Annotated in this window: 16 protein-coding genes; 11 read left to right on the forward strand and 5 right to left on the reverse strand. The window is 71.4% G+C overall.

Translation table 11 applies throughout. The features are described 5' to 3' along the window. Nucleotides 1-1308 (reverse strand): MFS transporter, encoded by a 1308-nt coding sequence (locus OG898_RS13635; RefSeq protein ID WP_266956998.1) that lies wholly within the window; start codon nucleotides 1306-1308, stop codon nucleotides 1-3. A 162-nt stretch (nucleotides 1309-1470) separates the two neighbouring features. Between OG898_RS13635 and OG898_RS13640 the strand changes: the two genes are divergently transcribed. From OG898_RS13640 to OG898_RS13650, 3 genes are all read left to right on the forward strand, one after another. Then, complete coding sequence (locus OG898_RS13640; RefSeq protein WP_250744579.1) at nucleotides 1471-2232, forward strand: phosphoglyceromutase; 762 nt, start codon at nucleotides 1471-1473, stop codon at nucleotides 2230-2232. Nucleotides 2233-2371: 139 nt separating this feature from the next. Further along, nucleotides 2372-2710 (forward strand): hypothetical protein, encoded by a 339-nt coding sequence (locus OG898_RS13645; RefSeq protein ID WP_250744578.1) that lies wholly within the window; start codon nucleotides 2372-2374, stop codon nucleotides 2708-2710. A 136-nt stretch (nucleotides 2711-2846) separates the two neighbouring features. Beyond that, nucleotides 2847-3035 (forward strand): hypothetical protein, encoded by a 189-nt coding sequence (locus OG898_RS13650; RefSeq protein ID WP_250744577.1) that lies wholly within the window; start codon nucleotides 2847-2849, stop codon nucleotides 3033-3035. Nucleotides 3036-3054: 19 nt separating this feature from the next. Here OG898_RS13650 and OG898_RS13655 read toward each other — a convergent pair whose 3' ends face one another. The 3 genes from OG898_RS13655 to phoU all read right to left on the reverse strand — a co-directional run bounded on the left by OG898_RS13655 (nucleotide 3055) and on the right by phoU (nucleotide 4459). After that, nucleotides 3055-3378, reverse strand: a complete 324-nt coding sequence (locus OG898_RS13655; RefSeq protein WP_266957001.1) for a hypothetical protein — start codon at nucleotides 3376-3378, stop codon at nucleotides 3055-3057. 120 nt (nucleotides 3379-3498) lie between these two features. Further along, the gene (locus OG898_RS13660; RefSeq protein WP_250744575.1) at nucleotides 3499-3651 is read right to left on the reverse strand and encodes a hypothetical protein; all 153 of its coding nucleotides are present in this window, start codon (nucleotides 3649-3651) and stop codon (nucleotides 3499-3501) included. Between the two features lie 130 nt (nucleotides 3652-3781). Then, the gene (gene phoU, locus OG898_RS13665; RefSeq protein WP_030858619.1) at nucleotides 3782-4459 is read right to left on the reverse strand and encodes a phosphate signaling complex protein PhoU; all 678 of its coding nucleotides are present in this window, start codon (nucleotides 4457-4459) and stop codon (nucleotides 3782-3784) included. A gap of 236 nt (nucleotides 4460-4695) precedes the next feature. Between phoU and OG898_RS13670 the strand changes: the two genes are divergently transcribed. Then, nucleotides 4696-5940 (forward strand): cell wall metabolism sensor histidine kinase WalK, encoded by a 1245-nt coding sequence (locus tag OG898_RS13670; RefSeq protein WP_250744574.1) that lies wholly within the window; start codon nucleotides 4696-4698, stop codon nucleotides 5938-5940. Beyond that, nucleotides 5937-6617: a response regulator transcription factor gene (locus OG898_RS13675; protein WP_086575133.1), complete on the forward strand. Its 681-nt coding sequence runs from the start codon at nucleotides 5937-5939 to the stop codon at nucleotides 6615-6617. Before OG898_RS13670 ends, OG898_RS13675 begins: the two co-directional genes overlap by 4 nt. 89 nt (nucleotides 6618-6706) lie before the next feature. Here OG898_RS13675 and OG898_RS13680 read toward each other — a convergent pair whose 3' ends face one another. Further along, the gene (locus OG898_RS13680; protein WP_250744573.1) at nucleotides 6707-7360 is read right to left on the reverse strand and encodes a DUF461 domain-containing protein; all 654 of its coding nucleotides are present in this window, start codon (nucleotides 7358-7360) and stop codon (nucleotides 6707-6709) included. A gap of 623 nt (nucleotides 7361-7983) precedes the next feature. Here OG898_RS13680 and OG898_RS13685 point away from each other — a divergent pair. The 6 genes from OG898_RS13685 to OG898_RS13710 all read left to right on the forward strand — a co-directional run bounded on the left by OG898_RS13685 (nucleotide 7984) and on the right by OG898_RS13710 (nucleotide 14344). Beyond that, nucleotides 7984-8466 carry a CarD family transcriptional regulator gene (locus tag OG898_RS13685; RefSeq protein WP_003953493.1) on the forward strand — a complete coding sequence of 161 codons (483 nt, stop codon included), beginning with the start codon at nucleotides 7984-7986 and terminating at the stop codon, nucleotides 8464-8466. 273 nt (nucleotides 8467-8739) lie between these two features. After that, complete coding sequence (ispD, locus tag OG898_RS13690) at nucleotides 8740-9486, forward strand: 2-C-methyl-D-erythritol 4-phosphate cytidylyltransferase (protein WP_250744572.1); 747 nt, start codon at nucleotides 8740-8742, stop codon at nucleotides 9484-9486. Beyond that, on the forward strand, nucleotides 9476-9976 hold the full coding sequence (gene ispF, locus OG898_RS13695) for a 2-C-methyl-D-erythritol 2,4-cyclodiphosphate synthase (RefSeq protein WP_250744571.1): 501 nt from the start codon (nucleotides 9476-9478) through the stop codon (nucleotides 9974-9976). Before ispD ends, ispF begins: the two co-directional genes overlap by 11 nt. A 105-nt stretch (nucleotides 9977-10081) precedes the next feature. Continuing rightward, complete coding sequence (gene cysS, locus OG898_RS13700; protein ID WP_250744570.1) at nucleotides 10082-11479, forward strand: cysteine--tRNA ligase; 1398 nt, start codon at nucleotides 10082-10084, stop codon at nucleotides 11477-11479. Nucleotides 11480-11588: 109 nt separating this feature from the next. Further along, nucleotides 11589-12560, forward strand: a complete 972-nt coding sequence (rlmB, locus tag OG898_RS13705; protein ID WP_250744569.1) for a 23S rRNA (guanosine(2251)-2'-O)-methyltransferase RlmB — start codon at nucleotides 11589-11591, stop codon at nucleotides 12558-12560. 200 nt (nucleotides 12561-12760) lie between these two features. Next, nucleotides 12761-14344, forward strand: a complete 1584-nt coding sequence (locus tag OG898_RS13710; protein ID WP_250744568.1) for a DoxX family protein — start codon at nucleotides 12761-12763, stop codon at nucleotides 14342-14344. The last annotated feature ends 62 nt before the right edge of the window (nucleotides 14345-14406 follow it).

Consider the following 14406-nt stretch of genomic DNA (forward strand, 5'->3'; position numbering starts at 1 on the left):
TCAGGCGGCCGGAGCCACCGGATCCGTCGCCTTCGCCGGAGCGGCGACCTCCACGATCTCCTCCACGACCGGCTCCGCGGCCGGCTCCACCGGGCTCGCTTCGCCCTGAGGCAGCCCCCGCATCAGCAGCCAGTAGCCCGCCGCGGCCACGGTCCCCAGGACCGCCGTCGCGCCCCACAGCCAGCCCGCGCCGAAGTGCTCGATCGCGAAGCCCGCCATCAGCGGTGCGATCAGCGAGGCCACCGCCCACGACAGCGTGTACATGCCCTGGTAGCGGCCGCGTCCGTGCAGCGGGGAGAGCCGCGCGACCAGGCCCATCTGGGTCGGCGAGTTGACGATCTCGGCGAGGGTCCACACGCAGACGGTCAGCGCCAGGCTCCACACCGAGCCGCCGAAGGCGGTCAGCCCGAACCCGTACCCGGCCAGCAGCGCCGAGATGACCAGCAGCTTCTGCGGATCGCGGTGCTCGATGAACCGGGTGACCGGGATCTGCAGCGCCACGATCAGCACGCCGTTCACGCCGATGACCAGCCCGTAGTCCGTCGTGGAGAACCCGGCCGCGCCCATCGCGAGCGGCAGCCCGAACGAGCCCTGCATGAAGATCAGCGAGATCAGGAACGACAGCCCGACCACGCCCATGAACCGCCCGTCCCGCAGCACCGTCCCCAGCCGGACCTCCGGCTCGGCGGCCGCCTTCTCCGCCGCCGTCCTCTCCGGCCGGGACTCCGGCAGCTTGAGGTAGACGAGCACCGCGCAGACCAGCGTCAGGGCCGCCTCGCCGAGGAACCCGGCCAGGTAGCTGTACTCCGCGACGAAGCCCGCCACGACCGAGCTGATGGCGAAGCCGAGGTTGATGGCCCAGTAGTTCAGCGCGAAGGCCCGTACCCGGTCCTCCGGCCGGACGATGTCGGCCATCATCGCCTGCACCGCAGGCCGCGAGGCGTTGGAGGTCATGCCGACCAGCAGCGCCACCGCGGCGATCGCCGCCGGATGCTCCATGAACCCGAGCAGCGCCACCGAGAACGCGGTCGACGCCTGCGCCGCCATCAGCGTGGGCCGCCGGCCCAGCCGGTCCGTGAGCACGCCGGCGACCAGCGAGGACACCACACCGCCGAGCCCGTGGAGAGCCACCACAAGTCCCACGAAGGAGGCCGAATAGCCCCGCTCCAGGGTCAGGTACAAGGTCATGAATGTGGCGACGAAGGCCCCGAGCCTGTTGACGAGCGTGCTCGTCCAGAGCCACCAGAACTCCCGGGGCAGACCCGCGACGCTCTCGCGCGCGGCCCGTCTCATACCGGCAACGGACATACGGAATCCCCCCGAGATGTAAGCGTCCCTCTACTCGTTCGGACCCTACGGACCGCGGCCCGGCGGAGCCACTGGATTGACGGCTGGCGTCAATCCAGGACCGTCCCGCATGCCGTACACACCGCGCGCGGGCGGGCGGGTGCGTCCATTAGGCTCGTACGCATGGCCGACGCACCGTACAAGCTGATCCTCCTCCGCCACGGCGAGAGCGAATGGAACGCGAAGAACCTGTTCACCGGCTGGGTGGACGTCAATCTCAACGAGAAGGGCGAGAAGGAGGCAGTCCGCGGTGGCGAACTCCTGAAGGACGCCGGACTTCTCCCCGACGTGGTTCACACCTCCCTCCAGAAGCGTGCGATCCGCACCTCCCAGCTCGCGCTGGAGGCCGCCGACCGCCACTGGATCCCGGTCCACCGCTCCTGGCGCCTCAACGAGCGCCACTACGGCGCCCTCCAGGGCAAGGACAAGGCCCAGACCCTCGCCGAGTTCGGCGAGGAGCAGTTCATGCTGTGGCGCCGCTCGTACGACACCCCGCCGCCGGCGCTCGAAGACGGTACGGAGTTCTCGCAGTCCGGGGACCCGCGCTACGCCTCCATCCCGCCGGAGCTGCGCCCCCGCACGGAGTGCCTGAAGGACGTCGTCGTCCGCATGCTCCCGTACTGGTACGACTCGATCGTCCCCGACCTCCTCGACGGCCACACCGTCCTGGTCGCCGCGCACGGCAACTCCCTGCGCGCGCTGGTCAAGCACCTCGACGGCATCTCCGACGAGGACATCGCGGGCCTGAACATCCCGACCGGCATCCCGCTCTCCTACGAGCTGGACGCCGACTTCAAGCCGCTCAACCCGGGCGGCACCTACCTCGACCCGGACGCCGCCGCGGCCGCCATCGAGGCCGTCAAGAACCAGGGCAAGAAGAAGTAGCACCAGCGACCATGCCCCTGGCCTGCGCACACGGCGCAGGCCAGGGGCATTCGTCTGCCCCGGCCCGATGCCCCTGCAACCGGGTGTCGAGCCGCCGCGTCCAGAGGGCATGACCGCAAACTCTCCAGGGCGGACCGGCATGAAGCCGGAGGCCGAGCGCCAGGCCGGGTACTTCTTCGCCGGCCTCGGTGCCATGACCGGGCTGGTCGTCTGGGCGCCGCGCGCCGCGTTCAGCATCGACGGCGGATTCGAGTCCCACGCCCGCGACCTGAGCGTGCTCTACGCCGACCTGCCGCTCATCCTGCTCGGCGGCGCGGTGGTGCCGCTCATCGCCTGGACCCTGACCATCAGGCGCCTGCCGCCCTGGGCCGCCGCGGTCGCCGCCCTGGCCGCGCTCGCGCTCGGGGTGTGGGGCCTCACCGAGTGGTGGACCCCCCGTCAACACCCGGACCCCGGCTACGACATCCCCGGGATGTGACGGCGAAGACGCGCCTTCGTCCGCCCTTCGGCGAAATCTCGGTCGTGCGGGAGACGGCCGGCCGGGAAGAATTCCGGGTGCGGCGGGGGACCGCATCCGCGCGGGGGACGGCAGGGGGAGACATGGGAGTACGGGCGTGAGCCGGCGGCGGTACGTGGCCAGGGGGGTGCCGGGCGGCTACCGGATCTGGGACAACAAGGGGCGCCACTGGTGGGGCGACCACTACGAGCTGTGCCCGGACGACCTGCTCACCGAGCTCAACGGCGCGGCCGACCACGCGAAGATCACCGCACTGCTCAGGCGGTACCGGGCTCTGAAGCGCTGACCTCCGCGACCGGTCGCGGTCACGGTGCGGGGCGGGGGAGCGGGCCTCGGTCCGCGGGCGGGTCCGGGCGGGGTCGCGCCCCGCGTGCGGCGATCCTGCGGTCCATCTCCGCGCGCCACGCAGCCGCGTTGGTGCCGTCGAGCTGGCCGGCGAAGGCCCGGTAGGCCGCGGCCACCAGCGCGTCCGGGGCGCTCGGGCGGGCCCGGGCGATCGCCCACAGGGCGTTCTCGGTCGGGGTGTCGAGCCCCGTCTCCGTGCGGACGCCGCGCCCCGACAGCACGTCCGTCAGGACGCTGTCGAAGTTGCGCCGCAGCTGCTCCGTGCTGGGACGGCCGTAGCGCATGGCTCTCTCCTTGTCCTTGTCCTTGTCCTTCGCGAGCGACGCGGCGGGAACGCTGCGAAGGGCCCCGGCCGACGGGTGTCGGACGGGGCCCTTCGCTTACGGGTGACCGGGCGGGTGGCCTCAGCCGCCGCACTGGCAGGGGGCGCCGGACTGGCAGCCGCAGCCGCAGCCCGAGCCGCAGCCGCAGGCCGCGAGCAGGGGCAAACGCAGGCGCAGGCCCTCCGGGGGCTGCACCTCCTGCTCCGGGGTGATGGGGACGGGGGAATCGGACATGGATCCTCCTCGTAGGCGTTGTGCCTTCGCCCTCATTCATGCCCAGCCGGGCTCCCGCGTCAACGGCGCATTGGGGGCTCGTTGTTGATCCCGCCCTCGGCGTCGATCCGGCCCCCGGCGGCCCTCCGGCTCAGACGCCCTCGACCTGCGTGGGTGCCTGGAGCTCGTCCGCGTGCTCGCCCGTCACCAGGTAGACCACGCGCTTGGCGACCGACACCGCGTGGTCCGCGAAGCGCTCGTAGTAGCGGCCCAGCAGGGTCACGTCGACCGCCGTCTCGATGCCGTGCTTCCAGCGGTCGTCCATCAGGTGCTGGAACAGCGTGCGGTGCAGCTGGTCCATCTCGTCGTCGTCCTGCTCCAGCTGGAGCGCCAGGTCGACGTCCTTGGTGATGATGACCTCGGCGGCCTTCGCCATCAGCCGCTGCGCGAGCTGCCCCATCTCCAGGATGGTCGCGTGCAGGTCGCGCGGGACCGCCGTGTCCGGGAAGCGCAGCCGGGCGAGCTTGGCCACGTGCTGCGCCAGGTCGCCGGAGCGCTCCAGGTCGGCGCTCATGCGCAGCGAGGTGACGACGATGCGCAGGTCGGTGGCGACCGGCTGCTGGCGCGCGAGCAGCGCGATGGCACGGGCCTCCAGGTCGTGCTGGAGGTCGTCCACCTTCTGGTCGGCGGCGATGACGCTCTCGGCGAGCTTCAGGTCGGCGTCGAGCATGGAGGTCGTGGCCCGCCCGATGGCGGAGCCGACCAGCCGGGCCATTTCGACCAGGCCTTCACCGATCGAGTCCAGTTCCTCGTGGTACGCGTCACGCATGTCTCGTGTCCCTCTCTCGACCTACTACGACCTACTACTGCCTGCTGCAAGTACTGCCCGGGGCGCGGGCCGGTGCGGCCATCGGCCCCACGTTGCCACGGTGAACCCCGAACGCGACCGACTCCGGCATCCCAAGTGAATCAGCACGGTCGCCAGGGTGAACTCTGGGCGACGACTGTTCGAGGTGCCACCCGAACGGCTGTGGAAGTGTCCCCCCGCCTGCTTAACCTGGAGTCATGGACGTGAACGCGGCGGTCGCCGCAGCTGCCGCGATCGCCGGTCTTTGCACCGGTGTGATCGCGATGCTGGCGTTCCGCTGGAGCGAGCGCGACCAAGCCCGCCCCACCCGGAGCTCCATGCGCCCCGACATCAACGCGGTGCTCCCACCGGGAGTGGACACCGTCCTCTCCGTGCTCCGATCCTCCGCCGTCGTGCTCGACGAGGGGGACGCGGTCGTCAAGGCCAGCTCGGCGGCATATGCCCTCGGCCTGGTCCGCGGCGGCAAGCTCGCCGTGGAGCCCATGCTCCACATGGCCCGCGACACCCGGCGCGACGGGGAGATACGCCAGGTCGAGCTCGACCTGCCCCGGCGCGGCACCGGCCGCGGAGAGGCCCTCGCCGTCTCGGCGCGCGTCGCCCCGCTCGGCTCCCGCCTGGTGCTCCTCCTCGTGGAGGACCTCACCGAGGCCCGCCGCATCGAGGCCGTGCGCCGCGACTTCGTCGCGAACGTGTCGCACGAGCTCAAGACCCCGGTCGGCGCGATCTCCCTGCTCTCCGAGGCCGTCATGGACGCCTCGGACGATCCCGAGGCCGTGCACCGGTTCGCCGGCCGCATGCAGATCGAGGCGACCCGCCTCATCAACCTCGTACAAGAACTCATCGACCTCTCCCGGGTACAGAACGACGATCCCCTGGAGGACGCGGAACCCGTCCGTGTGGACACGCTCGTGGCCGAGGCCATAGACCGCTGCCGCCACACGGCCTCCGCGAAACAGATCACCATGGCCGCCGGCGGCACCGCCGACCTGCGGGTATGGGGCAACCGGGGGCAGCTCGCGGCCGCCCTCGGGAACCTGGTCGAGAACGCCGTCAACTACAGCCCCGCCCGCACCCGCGTCGGCATCGCCGCGCGCCGGGTCACCGCGCCGGGTGGAGACTTGATCGAGATAGCCGTGACCGACCAGGGCATCGGCATCCCGGAAAAGGACCGCGAGCGCATCTTCGAACGCTTCTACCGAGTGGACCCGGCCCGCTCCCGCGCCACGGGAGGAACCGGTCTGGGCCTTGCGATCGTGAAGCACGTAGCGGCTTCGCACGGCGGGGAGGTGTCGGTCTGGAGCTCGGAGGGCCAGGGTTCCACGTTCACCCTGCGACTCCCCGAAGCGGCCGCGCCGGCCCCGGCGACGGCCTCCGCACCCGCCCACCCCCAGCTTGAACCTCACACCGCACCAGCCACCCCTGCCCCGGAGGTCCTTCCGTGACCCGTGTGCTCGTCGTCGAGGATGAGGAATCCTTCAGCGACGCCCTGTCCTACATGCTCCGCAAGGAGGGCTTCGAGGTCGCGATCGCCGCGACCGGGCCCGACGGGCTCGACGAGTTCGAGCGCAACGGCGCCGACCTCGTCCTCCTCGACCTGATGCTCCCCGGCCTGCCCGGCACGGAGGTCTGCCGGCAGCTGCGCGGCCGCTCCAACGTCCCCGTGATCATGGTGACCGCCAAGGACAGCGAGATCGACAAGGTCGTCGGGCTGGAGATAGGAGCCGACGACTACGTCACGAAGCCCTTCTCCTCGCGGGAGCTGGTCGCCCGCATCCGCGCGGTCCTGCGCCGCCGCGGCGAGCCGGAAGAGGTCACCCCGGCGGCCCTGGAAGCGGGCCCCGTCCGGATGGACGTCGACCGCCACGTGGTCACCGTCTCGGGAGCCAAGGTGGACCTCCCGCTGAAGGAGTTCGACCTGCTGGAGATGCTGCTGCGCAACGCGGGCCGCGTACTGACCCGCATGCAGCTCATCGACCGGGTCTGGGGCGCCGACTACGTCGGCGACACCAAGACCCTGGACGTCCACGTGAAGCGCCTGCGCGCCAAGATCGAGCCCGACCCGGGTGCACCGCGCTACCTGGTCACGGTCCGCGGCCTCGGCTACAAGTTCGAGCCGTAAACCGGCCCGGATACGCCGGAACACGGGAACGGCCCCCGTCCGCATCGAGCGGACGGGGGCCGTTCCCGTTGAGTACGGTGCTTCGCGCCTCAGTGACCGGTGCCGGTGGACGGCGAACCGGACGCGGCGGCCCCGTGCGAGGCCGAGGCGGACGGGGAACCGGACGGCGTGGCCGAGGCGGAGCCGGAGGGGGAAGCCGAGGGGCTGCCCGACGGCGTGGCGCCGGCGGCCGGGGCGGCGGTCGGGCCGTAGCCCTCGTACATGCCCGTGGCCGGGACGACGAAGCCCTCGAGCTCGACGTCGCCCGTGGTGCTCAGCTGGAAGACGATCTTCTGGACGTTGCCGTCCACGACGGACTCCCCGCCCGCGATCACGGCGGAGGCGTTGCCCTTGCCGCCCAGGAGGACGGAGCCCCCGGCCGGGATGACCACCTTGGAGCCGCTGCCCGCGGGCTTCAGCGTCACGACGGCCTTGCTGCCCGGAAGGGTGATGGCGTCGAGCGTCTGCTCCTTGGTGCCGTTGTTGAACACCGTCGCGGAGACCGCGGCCGGGCCCTTCTTGTCCTTCTCCTGGGTGATCACCAGAGCGTTCTGGACCTTGATGTCGCCCTTGGTCACGGCGGCGTTGTCCGGCTTGACCTGGAGAGTCGGCGCGTCGTGGCCCGCGGCGCAGGCGCCCAGCGAGACGAGCGAGAAGGCGGCGGCGGTGGCGGCGAGGGCGCCGCGTCGAAGGCTGCGGCTCACGGGGGAGGCAACTCCTTGGACGTACGGAAGGGAAGGGTGGACGCCTCGGAACGGCGAAGTAAAGCCGCTCTAAGGATGTGTCAGCGCGCTTAGGTTACCGAGCCGCCGCCCCGCCCCCGCACCCGACCCTCCGCAGTGTGGGGCCGGGCCCCGGCCGGGCCCTCGAAGGGGAACCCGCCTCGTACCGGCGGGTTCCGTCACCGCCGCGCCGGGGCCGGGTGATCTTTCATTCGCAAAAGGCCCGCTCGCAAAGGCCGGCGCGGCTCCGGTGATCAATTTCCGGATTTCATCGAACACCACGCGGTGATCAATTCCGGATTGGGCCGGAACGGGCCCCGTACGGGTGGCCGCCAGTCGAACGGAGTAGTTCGGTTTCCCGCGCCGGAAACCGTCAAAACGGGACGTACGTCACATCGTCGGGGGTCCCGGGCAGGTGTAACGTAGCCGTTTCGCCTGGTCCGCACAGCGCCTCCGACCTGCGAATACCCCCTTCCGGAAGCCTCTCGCAGCACGTTCGTGTCGCTGTTGTCAAGCCCTGAGATGTGCCCTGACCTGCGAAAACGCCATTCATAACGGTCGATTCTCGTGTTACCCTGGATAGCCACGGAAGGGGTACCTGTCACATGACGTTCAAGGTTGGCGACACCGTGGTCTATCCCCATCACGGGGCCGCGCTGATCGAGGCTATCGAAACTCGCCAGATCAAAGGCGTGGACAAGACCTACTTGGTGCTCAAGGTCGCGCAGGGTGACCTGACCGTTCGCGTTCCCGCGGACAATGCGGAGTTCGTAGGCGTTCGCGACGTAGTCGGCCAGGACGGGCTGGACCGGGTCTTCGAGGTGCTCCGCGCACCGTACGCAGAAGAGCCGACGAACTGGTCCCGGCGCTACAAGGCAAATCTGGAAAAGCTCGCTTCTGGCGATGTCATCAAGGTCGCCGAAGTTGTGCGTGACCTGTGGCGTCGTGAGCGTGAGCGTGGGCTCTCCGCAGGTGAGAAGCGCATGCTCGCGAAGGCGCGTCAGATCCTGGTGAGCGAGCTCGCGCTCGCCGAGAACACCAACGAGGACAAGGCCGAGGCCCTCCTCGACGAAGTGCTCGCGTCCTGACGCGATCATTCGTACGCCTCGTCGTACACAGTTGTGCCGCGGTGCCCGATGACAAGGAGACTTGTTGCCGGGCGCTGCGGCATGTCTGCACCCATGCCCGTACACCACGGCCCGCCACACACCGGGCCGTGCACTACTCGCGGCATCACTGGCGTGCCGGGTCCGGGCAGCCGACTCGACCGGTCGTCACGGAAGGGGCGAGGGCGTCGCACCCGGCACCCTTCAGGCCATACCCATGTCGGCCGAAGTCACAAACCTGGCTCGGAGCTACTGATGTCTGACGAATCGCGCCCCCACCGCACCGCCGCGGTGATCCCGGCCGCCGGCCGCGGGGTCCGTCTCGGTCCCGGCGCCCCCAAGGCCCTGCGGACCCTGGGCGGCACGCCCATGCTCATCCACGCCGTACGCGCCATGGCGCGCTCCCGCGCGATCACCCTCGTCGTCGTCGTGGCGCCGTCCGACGGCACCGCCGACGTGCGCCGGCTGCTCGACGAGCACGCGCTGCCCGAGCGCACGGAGATCCTGGTCGTCCCCGGCGGGGAGACCCGGCAGGAATCCGTACGCGCCGGCCTGGACGCGCTCCCGGCCGACATCACGGCCGTCCTGATCCACGACGCGGCCCGCCCCCTGGTCCCCGTCGACACCGTCGACACGGTCGTCGAGGCCGTCCGCGACGGCGCGCTCGCCGTCGTCCCCGCGCTGCCGCTGGCCGACACCGTCAAGGAGGTCGAGCCCGGCCGGCCCGGCGAGCCCGAGCCGGTCGTCTCCACCCCCGTACGGGCCCGGCTGCGCGCCGTACAGACCCCGCAGGGCTTCGACCTCGCCACGCTCCGCCTGGCGCACGAGAAGGTGGCCGTCGACGGTGAGGGCGCCACCGACGACGCCGGCATGGTGGAACAGCTCGGCGTCACCGTCGTGGCGGTTCCCGGCCACGAAGAGGCCTTCAAGGTCACCCGCCCGCTCGACCTGGTCCTCGCCGAGGCCGTACTCGCCCGCCGGAGGGCCACCGATGCCTACTAGTCCCGCCCCGCTGATCCCGCTCGTCGGCATCGGCACCGACGTGCACGCCTTCGAGACCGGCCGCGAACTGTGGTGCGCCGGCCTGCTCTGGGAGGGCGAGGACGGCCTCGCCGGGCACTCCGACGGGGACGTCGCCGCGCACGCCGCCTGCGACGCCCTGTTCTCCGCCGCAGGCGTCGGCGACCTCGGTGCGCACTTCGGCACCTCCCGCCCCGAGTGGTCCGGCGCCGCCGGCGTCACCCTTCTGGCGGAAGCCGCCCGGATCGTCCGCGCCGAGGGCTTCGAGATCGGCAACATCGCCATCCAGGTGATCGGCGTACGCCCGAAGATCGGCAAGCGGCGCGAAGAGGCACAGAAGGCGCTCGCCGCAGCGGCGGGCGCCCCCGTCTCCGTGTCGGGCACCACCACCGACGGACTGGGCCTCACCGGCCGCGCCGAAGGCCTCGCCGCCATCGCCACGGCCCTCGTGTACCGGACGAACCGGGCCTAGTACCCCGTACGCCCACACCGCTCCCGCGGCTCTTCGACAACAAAGCGGGCCCCGCGTGCCGAAAGGGTCGCGGGGCACTGCTACAGGCGCACTACCCTGGATGCCGTGACTATTCGCCTGTACGACACCAGCGCCCGGCAGATCCGTGACTTCACCCCGCTCGTTCCGGGCTGTGTCTCGATCTACCTCTGTGGCGCCACCGTGCAGGCGGCTCCGCACATCGGGCACGTCCGCTCGTACCTGAACTTCGACATCGCGCGCCGCTGGTTCACCTACCGCGGGCTCGACGTCACCTTCATCCGCAACGTCACCGACATCGACGACAAGATCATCGGGAAGTCCGGCGAGCAGGGCCGCCCCTGGTGGTCCATCGGCTACGAGAACGAGCGCGCCTTCAACGACGGCTACAACGCGCTGGGCTGCCTGCCGCCCACGTACGAGCCGCGCGCCACCGGCCACGTCCCCGAGATGATCGAGATGATGCGCGGGCTCATCGAGCGCGGCCACGCGTACGAGGCCGACGGCAGCGTCTACTTCGACGTGCGCTCCTTCCCGGGCTACCTGGAGCTGTCGAACCAGAACATCGACGACCTGCGCCAGCCCGACGAGGGCGTCGCAGGCAAGCGCGACCCGCGCGACTTCGCCATGTGGAAGGCCTCCAAGCCGGGCGAGCCCGACTGGGAGACCCCGTGGGGCCGCGGCCGTCCCGGCTGGCACCTGGAGTGCTCCGCGATGGCGCACAAGTACCTCGGCAGCGCCTTCGACATCCACGGCGGCGGGCTCGACCTGATCTTCCCGCACCACGAGAACGAGATCGCCCAGGCCAAGGCCTACGGCGACGAGTTCGCGAAGTACTGGATGCACAACGCCTGGGTCACCCTCTCCGGCGAGAAGATGTCCAAGTCCCTCGGCAACTCCGTCCTCGTCTCCGAGATGCTCAAGGTCTGGCGCCCGATCGTCCTGCGCTACTACCTCGGCACCCCGCACTACCGCTCGATGATCGAGTACAGCGTGGAGTCCCTGCGCGAGGCCGAGTCCGGCTTCGCGCGCATCGAGGGCTTCATCCAGCGCGTCATCGAGAAGGCCGGCGGCTCCGTCGAGCCGGCCGCCGAGGTGCCGCCCGCCTTCGCCGAGGCCATGGACGACGACCTGGGCGTCCCGCAGGCGCTCGCGATCATCCACACGACCGTCCGCCAGGGCAACAGCGCGCTCGCCGCCGACGACAAGGACGCGGCCATCGCGCGCCTGTCGGAGGTGCGGGCCATGCTGGGCGTCCTCGGACTCGACCCCCTCGACCCGCACTGGGCCGGCGAGGCGGACCGCGGGGAGGACCTCCACGGAGCCGTGGACACCCTCGTACGCCTGGTCCTGGAGCAGCGCGAGTCCGCTCGCGCCCGCAAGGACTGGGCCACCGCCGACGCCATCCGCGACCAGCTCCAGCAGTCGGGCCTGGTCATCGAGGACAGCCCCACCGGACCCCGATGGACGCTCGGCCCCCGCTGAGCCCACCGGCGCAGTCCCACTGGCGCACTCAGATTGGGCCGCCCGGCATCCCGGGCGGCACACTCTTCATACGTACATATCGCAGAACCAACGAAATCAGGTAGAGGTCATGGCCGGGAACAGCCAGCGCAGGAACCGCCGCACGTCCAACAAGAAGGGCGCGACGGTCGGCAGCGGTGGCCAGCGGCGCAAGGGCCTCGAAGGCAAGGGCCCCACGCCCAAGGCCGAGGACCGCAAGAAGCACAAGGCCAACCGCATCAGCAACGCCATGGCCCGCCAGGCCGCCAAGCGCCGCCCGGCCCCCCGCCGCGGCGGCCCCAAGGGCACCAGCGAGATGGTCGTCGGCCGCAACCCGGTCTTCGAGGCACTGCGCGACGGCGTGCCGGCCGTCACCCTGTACGTCCAGCAGTTCATCGACAACGACGAGCGCGTCCGCGAGGCCCTCCAGCTCGCGGCCGAGCGCGGCAACATCAACCTGATGGAAGCCCCGCGCCCCGAGCTGGACCGCCTCACCAACGGGCTCAACCACCAGGGCCTGGTCCTCCAGGTCCCGCCGTACGAGTACGCGCACCCGGAGGACCTCACCGCCGCCGCGTACGAGAACCACGAGGACCCGCTCATCGTGGCCCTCGACGGCGTCACCGACCCGCGCAACCTCGGCGCGATCGTCCGCTCCGTCTCCGCCTTCGGCGGCCACGGCGTGGTCATCCCCGAGCGCCGCGCCGCCGGCATGACCGCCGGTGCCTGGAAGTCCTCGGCCGGCACCGCCGCCCGTACGCCGGTCTCGCGCGTCACCAACCTGACCCGCGCCATCCAGGAGTACAAGAAGGCCGGCATCACCGTCGTCGGCCTCGCCGCCGAGGGCACCCACGAGGTCCACGAGCTCGAAGCGCTCGGCGGTCCCGTGGTCATCGTCGTCGGCTCCGAGGGCAAGGGCCTCGGCCGCCTCGTCGGCGAGAACTGCGACTACCTCGTGCGCATCCCGATGCCGGGCGGCGCCGAGTCGCTCAACGCCGGTGTCGCCGCGGGCGTCGTCCTCTACGAGGCCTCCCGCCGCCGCGCCGTCCGCGGCCGCGCCTGAGCATCGCCGGCAGCACCACCCGCACCACCGGCGGCAGCCGCCTGAGCACCACCGCGGCCGCCGCTTGATCCACTTGGCTCATCGGACGTGACCCGTGAGCGTGCCACCCCGCCCCCTACGGGCGGGGTGGCTTGATTTGACGGGTCTCGGACACATCCCTGATGTCAAGGCAGTGTCCTAAACACTCATCACTCGGTTAGATGAGTGTGGACACCAGAACGCCAGGGTTCGACGACCAGCCCGCGCTGAGCATGGTCAAGGTGCCGTGCGACCCCGCACAGGTCATCGTCAACCACGCCAGCTTCCGCGTGCGGCTCGCACCGAGCCCCAGCGCGCGTCCCAGGCCCTTGGGCGCCCCAGGGCTCGCCCCGGCACTCGGCGGAGCCCTCGCGGCCGCCGGAGCCGGAGCAGCCCGCCGCCGACCCGTCGTCTGGAGCGGCAAGTCCGCCCCCGGCGACGCCGCCGCCAGCGCCGCGATGGGCGGCCTGCTCCAGGCCGTACGCGACCACGGGCGCGCCCACGACGGCCGCGACGAGTACGACGGCGGCGCCACCCAGACCATCCCGCGCATCGACCTCGCCCACGACCTCGCGGACGACACCCTCGCCACCCCGACCGTCGTCGGCCAGCGCAGCTACGGCTCCCCCGACGACACCGACACCCGGCTGCAGCCCGTGGTGGGAGGCCTCTCCCACTCCCACGAGGCCTACGACGCCGCCTACTCCGAGGGCAGCGGATCCGCGGACTCCCGCCGGGCCCAGGGCGAGGCCCGCGCGCAGAACGACGCCCGCGCGCAGGCCTCGTACTACCCCGGCCGCCGCATGAACCTCGGCGTCGTGCTGCTCCCGCTGCGCGTCTTCCTCGGCTTCATCTCCATCTACGCCGGCATGGGCAAGCTGTGCGACCCCGTCTACTTCGACGGCGGCGAACGCGGCTCCATGGTCACCTGGCTGCAGACCCTGCAGCCCTGGGCGCTCGCCGAGCCGCTGCGCGACTTCGCGCTGGCCCACCCCGTCGGCGCCGGCCTCAGCGTGGCCTTCCTCCAGGTCATCGTGGGCGTGCTGACGGTCTTCGGCCTCTGGCAGCGGTTCGCCGCCTGCTTCGGCGCCCTGCTGTCCGCCGCGCTGCTGATGACGGTGAGCTGGAAGACCGTCCCCGCCTACGACGCGCCCGACATCATCTACCTCGCCGCCTGGAGCCCGCTGATCATCGCGGGCGCCCCCGTCTACTCCCTGGACGGCCGCCTCGCGAGCGAGGCCTGGCGCACCCTGGGTCCGCGCTCCGAGGTCTGGCGGCTGCGCCGCCGGGTCCTGCGCCGCGGAGCCATCATGGCCAGCGTCATCTGCGGACTCACCCTGCTCATCGGCTCGCTCCTGGGCGGCGCCGTCCGCTCCACCACCGTGGTCACGGTGCCCGGACCGGGCGAGGCCCCGAGCAACTACCTGCCCGGGCGGCCGCTGCCGAGCACCCCCAAGCAGCAGCAGCCCGTGAGCCCCACCCCCTCGAAGCGGGTCGCACAGCCCTCGGCCGGAGCCTCCTCGCCGGCCGCCAAGACCGGGCGCGGCGCCACCGGTTCGAGCTCCCCGACGGCCGGCTCCGGCTCGCCCACCGCGACCCGCGGCACCAGCAGCGGCAGCCAGTCCCCGCGCAGCACCCCCCGCCAGTCCACCCCGCAGAAGCCCCCGGCCAGCTCCGCGGGAACGCGCAGCGGGGGCTCCACGGGAGGATCCGGCAGCACCGCACCGAAGCAGCCCGACCTGCTGGGGGGACTCCTCGGCGGCTGACGGAGAACGGCGCGGACGAAGGGCCCGGCACGCGAGAGCGTGCCGGGCCCTTCGTCATGTGC

Source organism: Streptomyces sp. NBC_00193, from assembly GCF_026342735.1.
Classification (GTDB): Bacteria; Actinomycetota; Actinomycetes; order Streptomycetales; family Streptomycetaceae; genus Streptomyces; species Streptomyces stoeckheimensis.

Bases quoted from the DNA above. Each gene is read 5' to 3' on its own strand.
- OG898_RS13710 (WP_250744568.1), top strand. From the start codon at position 12,761: ATGAGTGTGGACACCAGAACGCCAGGGTTCGACGACCAGCCCGCGCTG.
- ispD (WP_250744572.1), top strand. From the start codon at position 8,740: ATGTCTGACGAATCGCGCCCCCACCGCACCGCCGCGGTGATCCCGGCC.
- OG898_RS13685 (WP_003953493.1), top strand. From the start codon at position 7,984: ATGACGTTCAAGGTTGGCGACACCGTGGTCTATCCCCATCACGGGGCC.
- OG898_RS13635 (WP_266956998.1), bottom strand. From the start codon at position 1,308: ATGTCCGTTGCCGGTATGAGACGGGCCGCGCGCGAGAGCGTCGCGGGT.
- rlmB (WP_250744569.1), top strand. From the start codon at position 11,589: ATGGCCGGGAACAGCCAGCGCAGGAACCGCCGCACGTCCAACAAGAAG.
- OG898_RS13660 (WP_250744575.1), bottom strand. From the start codon at position 3,651: ATGTCCGATTCCCCCGTCCCCATCACCCCGGAGCAGGAGGTGCAGCCC.
- ispF (WP_250744571.1), top strand. From the start codon at position 9,476: ATGCCTACTAGTCCCGCCCCGCTGATCCCGCTCGTCGGCATCGGCACC.
- OG898_RS13645 (WP_250744578.1), top strand. From the start codon at position 2,372: ATGAAGCCGGAGGCCGAGCGCCAGGCCGGGTACTTCTTCGCCGGCCTC.
- phoU (WP_030858619.1), bottom strand. From the start codon at position 4,459: ATGCGTGACGCGTACCACGAGGAACTGGACTCGATCGGTGAAGGCCTG.
- OG898_RS13670 (WP_250744574.1), top strand. From the start codon at position 4,696: ATGGACGTGAACGCGGCGGTCGCCGCAGCTGCCGCGATCGCCGGTCTT.
- OG898_RS13640 (WP_250744579.1), top strand. From the start codon at position 1,471: ATGGCCGACGCACCGTACAAGCTGATCCTCCTCCGCCACGGCGAGAGC.
- OG898_RS13655 (WP_266957001.1), bottom strand. From the start codon at position 3,378: ATGCGCTACGGCCGTCCCAGCACGGAGCAGCTGCGGCGCAACTTCGAC.